The sequence below is a fragment of the Alphaproteobacteria bacterium GM7ARS4 genome, from assembly GCA_014332745.1.
Lineage (GTDB): Bacteria > Pseudomonadota > Alphaproteobacteria > GM7ARS4 > GM7ARS4 > GM7ARS4.
The window spans coordinates 231,722-241,909 of sequence record JACONL010000001.1; the positions used below are offsets into that span (position 1 = coordinate 231,722).

The 10,188-nt window shown below is 52.4% G+C and carries 11 protein-coding genes; 6 read left to right on the forward strand and 5 right to left on the reverse strand.

The genetic code is table 11. The features are described from left to right. Window positions 1–5: 5 nt before the first annotated feature. Window positions 6–1,037: an anthranilate phosphoribosyltransferase gene (gene trpD, locus GDA54_01090; protein ID MBC6496909.1), complete on the reverse strand. Its 1,032-nt coding sequence runs from the start codon at window positions 1,035–1,037 to the stop codon at window positions 6–8. Window positions 1,038–1,050: 13 nt separating this feature from the next. Continuing rightward, the gene (locus GDA54_01095; GenBank protein ID MBC6496910.1) at window positions 1,051–1,659 is read right to left on the reverse strand and encodes an aminodeoxychorismate/anthranilate synthase component II; all 609 of its coding nucleotides are present in this window, start codon (window positions 1,657–1,659) and stop codon (window positions 1,051–1,053) included. Window positions 1,660–1,816: 157 nt separating this feature from the next. On the opposite strand from GDA54_01095, the gene GDA54_01100 reads away from it, so the two are divergent. Genes GDA54_01100 through grxD form a run of 6 tightly spaced genes read left to right on the forward strand, consistent with a single transcriptional unit; the run spans window position 1,817 to window position 6,566 of the window. Further along, window positions 1,817–2,635, forward strand: a complete 819-nt coding sequence (locus tag GDA54_01100) for a phosphoribosylaminoimidazolesuccinocarboxamide synthase (protein MBC6496911.1) — start codon at window positions 1,817–1,819, stop codon at window positions 2,633–2,635. Window positions 2,636–2,640: 5 nt separating this feature from the next. Next, on the forward strand, window positions 2,641–2,931 hold the full coding sequence (gene purS, locus GDA54_01105) for a phosphoribosylformylglycinamidine synthase subunit PurS (GenBank protein ID MBC6496912.1): 291 nt from the start codon (window positions 2,641–2,643) through the stop codon (window positions 2,929–2,931). Continuing rightward, entirely contained in the window at window positions 2,924–3,652 is a 729-nt protein-coding gene (purQ, locus tag GDA54_01110; GenBank protein ID MBC6496913.1) for a phosphoribosylformylglycinamidine synthase subunit PurQ, read from the forward strand. Before purS ends, purQ begins: the two co-directional genes overlap by 8 nt. Beyond that, entirely contained in the window at window positions 3,579–5,900 is a 2,322-nt protein-coding gene (gene purL, locus GDA54_01115) for a phosphoribosylformylglycinamidine synthase subunit PurL (protein MBC6496914.1), read from the forward strand. Before purQ ends, purL begins: the two co-directional genes overlap by 74 nt. After that, window positions 5,891–6,166 carry a BolA family transcriptional regulator gene (locus GDA54_01120; protein ID MBC6496915.1) on the forward strand — a complete coding sequence of 92 codons (276 nt, stop codon included), beginning with the start codon at window positions 5,891–5,893 and terminating at the stop codon, window positions 6,164–6,166. The genes purL and GDA54_01120 overlap by 10 nt, the downstream gene beginning before the upstream one ends. 25 nt (window positions 6,167–6,191) lie before the next feature. Further along, window positions 6,192–6,566 carry a Grx4 family monothiol glutaredoxin gene (gene grxD / locus GDA54_01125; protein ID MBC6496916.1) on the forward strand — a complete coding sequence of 125 codons (375 nt, stop codon included), beginning with the start codon at window positions 6,192–6,194 and terminating at the stop codon, window positions 6,564–6,566. Here the strand turns inward: grxD and GDA54_01130 are convergent. The 3 genes from GDA54_01130 to GDA54_01140 all read right to left on the reverse strand — a co-directional run. Next, on the reverse strand, window positions 6,497–7,717 hold the full coding sequence (locus tag GDA54_01130) for an ABC transporter ATP-binding protein (protein MBC6496917.1): 1,221 nt from the start codon (window positions 7,715–7,717) through the stop codon (window positions 6,497–6,499). The two genes, grxD and GDA54_01130, sit on opposite strands and share 70 nt — an antisense overlap. A gap of 37 nt (window positions 7,718–7,754) precedes the next feature. Continuing rightward, window positions 7,755–9,407 (reverse strand): iron ABC transporter permease, encoded by a 1,653-nt coding sequence (locus GDA54_01135; GenBank protein MBC6496918.1) that lies wholly within the window; start codon window positions 9,405–9,407, stop codon window positions 7,755–7,757. A 14-nt stretch (window positions 9,408–9,421) separates the two neighbouring features. Next, a partial coding sequence (locus GDA54_01140) for an extracellular solute-binding protein (GenBank protein ID MBC6496919.1) occupies window positions 9,422–10,188 on the reverse strand: 767 nt, incomplete at its 5' end.

Genomic DNA, 10,188 nt, shown 5'->3' on the forward strand with positions numbered 1-10,188 from the left:
CGTGTTCATCCCTGTTTGCTTGCTCCTATCACTTGGTTTAATAAGGCTTGGCTCTTGCCACTGGCGAGTGCCTGCCGTGCTTGCTCCACACCTTGCGTTGGCGTCTCTGCCTTGCCTGCCACAAAAAGTCCACAGCCCGCATTGAGTAAAACAGCATCCCTGAAGGCACTTTCCTCATCCCGCAAAACAGAGAGAATGTTCTCGGCATTGTAAGAGGCATCGCCCCCTTTCATCGCTTCAAGAGAAGAGACTCCTAGCCCCACATCGTGGGGTGTGATGGATAACGTTTCCAAGGACGCACCATCAAACGCCACAACATGCGTCTTCCCCTGTATAGAGAGCTCGTCCTGCCCGTCCTCGCCATGAACAACCCAACCACGCTTGACCCCAAGGGCTCTTAAACTTCGCGCCATAGGCATGCACCATGACGCATCAAAAACACCCACCAATTGCGTCTCCACACGACAGGGATTCGCCAAGGGACCCACAAGATTAAAGATGGTACGCACAGCAAGAGAACGGCGGATAGGCGCAACATGACGCATGGAAGGATGGTGGTGAGGCGCATATAAAAAGGCAAAACCTAAAGATGTCAACATCGTCTGTAGAACATCCGCCTTGTCCGTGAGTCTCAGACCGAGGGCCTCAAGGACATCGGCAGAACCACAGCGAGACGACTGCGCACGATTGCCATGCTTTGCCATGACAACGCCACAAGACGCCATCACGAACGCTGAGGCGGTGGACACATTGAGCGTGTCACAACCATCACCCCCCGTGCCACAATTATCCATAGCACCCGATGGCACAGACACAGGAACACAATGACGACGCAAACTCTGCGCCGCCGCCACAAGCTGCTCCTCTTCCTCGCCACGCTCACGCAACGCCACCAAAAATGCGCCCAACTGCACAGGGTCAGCACCGCCCTCCATCATACAAGAAAAGGCATCCTCAAAAAAGGCGCGCCCCATACCACGTCCAGACGCCAACATCTGCCAATAAAAAGAAAATGTCTTCTTCTCTGTCGCACCCATCGCCTATCGTCTCCTACCCTTGCGCGCCAACCCCGTCACGCTCACCCACAAGACGCACGAAATTCCCCAGCACGTCATGCCCATATTCTGTGGCAATGCTCTCAGGGTGAAATTGGACGCCATAAAAAGGCAAACTGTCATGCTCCAGCGCCATGATGACATGGTCATCCACGGCTCGCGCCGTGACCCGAAGGCATGACGGACAACTCTCATCCTCAACAATAAGAGAATGATAGCGCGTTGCCGAAAAAGGACTCTTAATCCCTTGAAACAATCCCCGCCCATCATGGGTGATGGCGCTGACTTTCCCATGCATGGGACGAGGCGCACGCACCACCGACCCGCCAAAACTCTGCCCTAGCGCTTGGTGGCCTAAACATATCCCCAAAACAGGGACGGGATGGGCGCGCTCGCTATTCTCTCGTAAAAACGCTAAACACACGCCAGCCTTGTCAGGATCACAAGGGCCAGGAGATATGACACAGGCAGAAGGACGACTCGCAAAAATCTCTGACACACTCCACACATCATGGCGAATGACCTTCACCTCAACTCCCAATTCCGCCAAGTAGTGTAAAACATTCCACGTGAAACTATCATAATTGTCTATGAGCAAAAACATACACGCTCTCCACAAAACCACCCTCACACCCCCACACCCATATGCGCCCCAAAACAAACACCCCCAAAGAATATCTATAGCCGTTATCATATACGAAAAGGTAAAACCATGCTATCAAAGCACAAAGGCATGGATGAACAGCCCTTGATAGACCATGATGAATGAACGCCGTAAAATCCTCTATGAAGGAAAAGCAAAAATCCTTTTCGAAGGCAGCCGCGACGATACGCTCATCCAGTATTTCAAGGATGATATGACCGCCTTCAATAAAGAACGCCATCGCGTCATGGAGGGAAAAGGCGTCATCAATAATCGTATCTCTTCTCACCTCATGGACCATATGGGATGTCTTGGCATCCGCACCCATTTGCTCGAACAACTTAACATGCGCGAACAATTGGTGAAAAAATTGGATATGTTCCCCCTCGAAATTGTCGTGAGAAATCTGGCCGCTGGCTCCCTGTGTCGACGTATCGACCGCTTTCAGGAAGGCGATACCCTCCCCAACCCTCTTGTCGAATTCTACTACAAAAAAGACGCCCTAGGCGACCCCCTTATCAACACAGACCATATCATCGCCCTCGACATCATGGATGAAGACGCTCTAGACGACATACGGGCAACAGCACTACGCATCAATGATATTCTCTCGAGCATCATGCTCAGCATTCACATCACCCTCGTCGATGTCAAACTAGAATTCGGACGCACAGGAGACAGCGAAGACATTACCTTAGGCGATGAAATTAGCCCCGACAGCTGCCGACTATGGGATAGAAAAACAAAGACAAAGATGGATAAAGATCGCTTCCGCCAAAATCTTGGCCATGTCATCGAACATTATCGTGAAGTCGCCTTGCGCCTTGGCGTCTTGCCACCGCATGATGCCGCACAAACGCCAAAAGAGACTGACAGAAAGGAGAATACGTTACAAAACATTACCCAATTTCGCCAACGAACGGAAAAAAAGACATAGACGCCATGCCACCAACAAAAAAAGCCCATCAGGTGAAAGCCATTATCCATATTATGCCGAAACAGGATGTCCTAGACCCCCAAGGGCGCGCCATCGCCCAATCCTTAAAAGAACAGGGATTCCACGTCCTTGACGCACGTTGTGGCAAACGCCTCGAACTCGTCTGTGATGTCGACCCGACCCTCAGCCGACAAAAACAAGAAGAACAATGTCACACCATGTGTCGCGCTATGTGCTCTGCCATGCTCGTCAATGAACTCGTAGAGCATTATCATATTGACATTGACCATGCCTGAAAGCGCCCCACCCAAGAGGGCTGTTGTCATCGTCTTTCCCGCCTCCAATTGTGATAAAGAGATAGGCCATGCGCTGGAACATATCTTGGCATGGGATGTGTGTTTCTGCCCATCCCATGAAAGCACCTTGCCAGACGCATCCCTCTATGTCGTCCCGGGCGGTTTCTCATGGGGTGATTACCTACGCACTGGCGCCCTCGCCGCCAGAACCCCCGCCATACAAGCCCTCAAAAAACGCAACGAACAAGGCTGTCCCATCCTCGCTATCTGCAACGGATTCCAAATCCTCACGGAAGCGGGCATGCTGCCCGGAGTCCTCCAAACCAATCACGCCCTCACATTTATCTGCGCACCACAAACACTCCGTGTCGACAGCACCCATAGCCTATGGACACAGGCATTCCCACAAGGCACATGCCTGTCTTTTCCCATCGCACACCATGCGGGATGTTACACAGCCGATGACGCTACGTTGGACGCCCTCGAAAAAAAACATCGCGTCATCTTACGTTATGTGGATGAAACGGGTGAGACACATCAAGACGCCAATCCCAATGGCTCGTGCCGCGCCATTGCTGGACTCACCAACGAACAAGGCAACATATGCGCCCTGATGCCTCACCCAGAACGCGCTCTCTACCCATGGCATGGAAGCACCGACGGCGCGCGCTTCCTCAGCGGATTTCACCAGTCCCTCCTCAAAACAGCAACATCGCCATAAACCATCCCTTATGCCAGTGCCAACGCCATCACCCCCTCAACGCCCTCACACAAAGGCAAAAAGGCAACAGGATACAGAGACGTCACTCTCACCCCAAGAAATAGAAAAAATAGAAGCCTTGCTCGGCCATGCCCCCTCTCCCCTCGAACACGCCTTGTTTTCTGCTATGTGGTCAGAACATTGCGCCTATGTCTCAACGCGCAAACATCTTGCCCTCATGCCAAAAAAAGCGCCCCATGTCCTGTGTGGTCCAGGGGAAAATGCGGGAATCATCGACCTAGGCCATAACATCGCCTGCGCCTTTAAGGTCGAAAGCCACAACCATCCCTCTTTTATCGAACCCTATCAAGGCGCTGCCACAGGTGTGGGCGGAATCTTACGCGATATTTTTACGATGGGCGCACGCCCTGTCGCCCTCCTCAATGCCTTGCGCTTTGGCATGCCCTTAGAAGAAAGAACACGCACCCTCGTCACATCTGTCGTCAAAGGAATTAGCGCCTATGGCAACGCCATCGGAGTCCCCACCGTCGGCGGCGAATGCGCATTCCATACGGGATACAGAGGCAATAACCTCGTCAATGTCATGGCAGTCGGCCTCGTGAACCCCAAAAACATCTTTTATGCTAAAACCACCCACCACGCCCCCGTCTATTACCTCGGCGCCCATACAGGATATGACGGCATCCATGGCGCCACTATGGCATCAACACAATTTCGACGCCATAAACAAAAGACGCAAAAAACGACCGTGCAAATAGGCGACCCGTTCCTCGGTAAAATGCTCATGGAGGCATGTCTTCATATCATGGAAGAACGCCTCATCCTCGCCATACAGGACATGGGCGCCGCAGGATTGACATCCTCCGCATGTGAAATGGCAGCGCGTAGCGGATGTGGTATCGACCTCACCTTAGAGAACATCCCCTTACGCCATAAAGCCATGACAGCACAAGATATTATGCTCTCAGAAAGCCAAGAGCGCATGCTCCTCATTGCCGACCCGTCTCCAGATAAACAACAAAAACTGAAAGACATAGCCACAAACTATCGCCTCGCTATCGCCCATATTGGCACGCTCAACGAGAGTCAACATATCACCCTCCATCACCATAAGCGATGTGTCGCCAACATTCCCTTGCGCGCCTTATGTGATGACGCACCCTTCTATAATAGGACACGCAAACGACAGAAGCCCCCACCCCCCTTCGAGCCAGAGCTCCATAAAAGAACAAAACAGACATTCGAATATGACATGCTCACCTTGCTCACAAGCTTCGCCGCCAGTAGCCGACAAGCGATTTCCCGACAATTCGACTCAGGGGTGGGAGGCAACACAGTCCATAGCCCGCTCCATGACGCTGCCCTCATACGACTTCCAGATAAAAAACGCGCCCTCGCTCTCACCATCGATGGCAATCACCGCTATAGCATGCTCGATGCGCAAAGCGGCGCATGCCATGCCGTCGCTGAAAGTTACCGCAATATCAGCGCATGTGGCGCACAACCCCTCGCCATTACCAATAACCTCAATTTTGGCGACCCCACACGCCCCCACGTCATGGCACAAATCTATGATGCCATCTGTGGTATCAGAGAGGCATGCCTCGCCCTCAACCTCCCTGTCGTCTCAGGCAATGTCTCGCTCTATAATCAAACAGATGATATATCGATCCCGCCAACGCCCGTCATCGGCGCCGTCGGACTCCTCGATGACCTACGCTATTACGCAAGCCCCGCCCATTTGCAAGACAAAGACCATATCCTCCTCATCGGCGAACAACGGGGACATCTCGCTGGCTCGCTCTATGCCTTCTCTGTCCTCAACATAGAGGATGGACAACCACCGCCTATCGCCCTCGACAAGGAAAAAAAACACGCAGACTTCGTTCGAACACTCATAGGACAAGGACTCACACGTTGCGTCCATGACATAGCCGACGGCGGTATCGCCATCGCCCTCTGTGAAATGGCGTTTGCCAGCGACATCGGCTTCCACATCGACGCACCGCCATTGAACGGACTCCTCCCCCAAGAATGGGCCTTTAGCGAAGAGGCATCATGCTATCTCGTCAGCTGCACACAGCTGGATGATGTCCTCGCTCTCGCTAAAAAACACACTATCCCCGTCTCTGTTTTAGGTGTCGCTGGCGGTGATAGACTCCACATCGATACATGCTGCTCTGTCCCCCTATCGATAAAATCCCTTTACTATCAGTGGTTTTCCGATTATATGAAACTATGCCCATGACGAAACAAGACATCACCCAACGCATAAGACAGGCTCTGCCCGATGCCGTCATCCATATCGATGATCTCAAAGGCGATGGCGACCATTACAAGGTCGATGTCGTGTCCCAAGCGTTTCGAGGCTTGTCCCGATTGCAACAGCATAGGCTCGTCTATGGCGCTCTGGGTGACGCCATGGGGACCGAACTCCACGCCATGATGCTCTCAACCCATGTAGAGTCCACAAGCCCCGACAAGGATTCCCCTTCACCCTCCTCAACATCATAACCCATCACCTACCCTATAACGCGCCATGACTGATAAAACACATTCACCTCCCCCCCTCAATGAGGCGGTCGAAACACAGATCCGCTCGCTTATTAACGACAATGATGTCGTCCTCTTCATGAAAGGAAGCGCCATGATGCCCATGTGTGGCTTCTCCTCGCTGGCGGTGGACATCCTCGAGTCACTCAAGGTGACGTTTAAAGATGTGGACGTCCTGCAAAGCGCCGACTTGCGTCAAGGCATCAAAATCTTCTCCGATTGGCCGACAATCCCTCAACTTTACGTCAAAGGCGAATTCGTTGGCGGAAGCGACATTCTACGCAGTATGCATCAGCAAGATGAATTGCGCCCCTTCTTCAAAGAAAAAGGTGTCGCTTGCGAAGACGCCGCCCCCTCCTGAGGAATCGCCAAGACACCATTGGGATGACGTGTCAGCCCACATGTGTCACCATGCCCCTCACAGGGAAAAACAAAGGCCGAGCAACGTTCCACGAGCACAGCGACCCGCGTGCCTTTCTTTGGTAAAATCACGCCAGCAATATGTACGTGAATCTCTTTGCCATCGTCAAGGGATAGGGTGATATGAGAAAATCGCCCCAAGAGACGCGCACTCGTCACATGGCCTTGCACATTGGTGTCGTCATGCCCCCCTTTGCCATCAATGACGGAAATCCCTATGCCGTCAGGACGCACCAGAATATCCACCTCCATACCCTCCTCGATGGATGGCGGCGCCGCAAAACTGCCTAAGGCAATACGCACAACCCCCTTATCCACACGCCCACAGAAACGATTCACAGGGCCAAACAACTCCGCCACAAAAGCATCCACAGGACCAAGCCACGTCTCAAAAGGCGTGCCCGATTGCACAATAGCGCCGTCCCGCATCACAAAAATATGGTCTGCCATGAACATCGCCTCCTCAGAGTCATGAGTCACCATCAATGCCGTCAAGCCCTCCTCCTTTAAAAGCGCTAACGTCGCCTCGCGCACACGCATACGATTGTCCGCATCCAACCCCGAAAAAGGTTCGTCCAATAATAAAAGGCGCGGCTTACGCACCAAAGCGCGCAACAAAGCAACCCGCTGTTGTTGCCCGCCTGATAGGGTGTGCGGCCACGCATACAAAAATTCCTCAACCCCCAAATGGCGCGCCGCCTTGTCGAGCCAAAGACGCTCTGAACGCGCCATGCGCCTCACACCAAAACATATATTGTCATAGACATTGAGATGGGGAAATAAGGCATAGTCTTGAAACACCATGCCCACATGACGCTCCTCTGGCGGCATGCGATAGCATGCCCCATACCCCCCTACGCCAACATCCGTCAAAACACGACCATTCAGACTGACGCACCCCTCCAAAGGCATCTCAAAACCCGCAATGATACGCAATAACGTAGACTTCCCACAGCCCGACGGACCAAGCAAACACCCAATCTCACCACACCCAACAGAAAGCGACACACGAGACAAGACGTCACGATGTGCTCCAGAGCGATGATAGCGATGACAAATGTCTTGTATCTCTAAGGCACGTTCATATGACATGCGTGTGACATCTCTCCTCTGTGACCCCGTCAGAACATCATGCTGGCGCGCTACCATACCCTTCATGCCCGCCAAACACCGAACGCGTGATAAGTCTACTCATCCACAAAACAGGAAGCAAGCCAATCATCACAATCATCAGCGCCCCAGCCGACGACGTGACAAACGCTTCATCCTGAGCATACAACCATACCCACGTCGCCAACGTCTCGTAACTTGGGGGGCGAAGCAATAATGTCAACGGCAATTCTTTCATAATATCCACAAACACAAGAAGCGCCGCCGTGATGACACTGGGACGCACCATAGGAACATGCACACGCATCATCACGCGCCACGCCGTCGCCCCCAATGTGCGCGCCGCTTGCTCCATAGAGAGTGTCACCCGCGATAAAGAAGACTCTACCGCCCCATAGGAAAGCGCAAGGAAACGAACACTATAGCCATACAGAAGAGCCCATGACGAACTCAATAGGTAAAGAGAGCCCGACCCAGCACCAAAAAGCCACACTGATACATCCCGCTCTAAAAACGACAGCCATAATAATATGCCCACCCCTAAAACCGCCCCCGGAATGGCGTAACCAACAGACGCCATCCTCATCAAGGCGCGAAAAAAAAGACCAGACGGAGGACGCCCAGCCCACGCTAACAAAAAACCAAGAATGACAACCAACACCGAACCTAATGTCGCCAACGTCAAGGAATTCACCATAGGAACAAACATATTGTCAGCAAACGCCTGCGGGTAAGACGACCACGCAAACATCGCTAAAACAACACACGGCACAAGAAAACCCACAACCAGAGGGAACAAACACACACCCATAAGAGCATAGCCACGCCAACCAGAGACCCTGTCAGTAGAAAAAAAACGATGACGGGTTGTCATATGATGGTATCTCTTCTCGCCACGCCCATGCCACTCCATAGAAAGAACAACAATGATAAAGAGAAGTAAAAGAACCGATAAACGCGCCGCCGCCCCTAAACTATTCATATTCAGCCACGTGTTGTAAATACCACTGGTGAAACTAGGAATGGCAAAATACTGCACCGTGCCAAAGTCATTCAACGTCTCCATCATCACAAGACTCAAACCCGCTATCAACGATGGACGCATCAGAGGAAACGCCACAGAAAAGAAATTACGCCACGGACGACAGCCTAAAATACGACCCGCCTCCCACATACATGCCGATTGCTCAATAAGAGACGCCCGCACAAACGCATACACATACGGATATAACGTCACACTCATCACAAAAATCGCCATGCCCATGGAGCGCACGTCAAAAAAGACACGCCCCTCGAAAAGATCCGTATAGACAAACGCCACAAGATAAGAAGGCATCGCCATAGGAAGTAAAAGCACCGAACGCAATAGACGACTCAAAGGAAAACGATACATGGTGACACACCATGCCGTACCAACACCAAGCAATGTCGAGCCCACAGCAACCCCCACAACCAACGTCAGAGTCGCCACCGTGTAATCTAAAAGCGTATGCTCAACAACATGAACCCATACGTCGTCATGACCCGTCCATGCCACAGACACGACCATAAGAAGGGGACAGAGAACAACCAACGCCATGCCCCACACAACCACAGAAGGAAGAACAGACAGCACCATAGGAACGATACGCCGTCCATACCCGTTCCTCTGCCTTAAGGGTACGCCGTCCATACCCCTTGCGACACTCAACGGTCAAAACGCAAAGCGTCAATCATACGCGCCGCATCGCCACGCCGACGCGCAACCCGCGTGAAGTCCAAAGAGACCTCCCTAAAACGACCCAATGACTGCAAAAAAGACGATAACGCTATCTCGTCATTGATAGGATACTCCTTGTTCTCCTCCATGAGCAACCTCTGCCCTTCATGACTGGCAAGAAACTCGATGAATTGCTGTGCCTTATCCCGATGACGACTATGGCGCGCTATCGCCACCGCACTGAGACTGACGTAAGACCCCTCACCCCTTTCATTGGGAAAAATGAGCCTCAATGCTTGCGCCCACGCATGTTGCTCTTCCTCCGCTGAATCATACATCTTTCCCAGATAATAACTGTTCATCACCGTCACATCACACACATCCTGATAAATAGCCTTTGCTTGAGCCCTGTCATTGCCCTGTGGTTTACGCGCCAACTGCCCCCTAAGGGCTTGAAGCCACCGCATAGCGACGTCACGTCCCTGATGTTCCCACATGGCAGCCACCAAGCCCACATTATAATTGTGCAACCCCGAACGCATACAGACGCGACCACGAAAAAGCGGTAAGGTCATGTCTTCATAACGAGATAAAGACCCATCCGCCACCCTGTCCTTATGGACAAACATCGCCCGCACACGCTTGCTCACACCAAACCACCGATTGTCCGGGCGATAGCGGGGAGCGATATGCTCCTCGAGCTTGTTCGACGTGACAACGGATAAGAGACCCACATCCGCCAACGCCACCATCG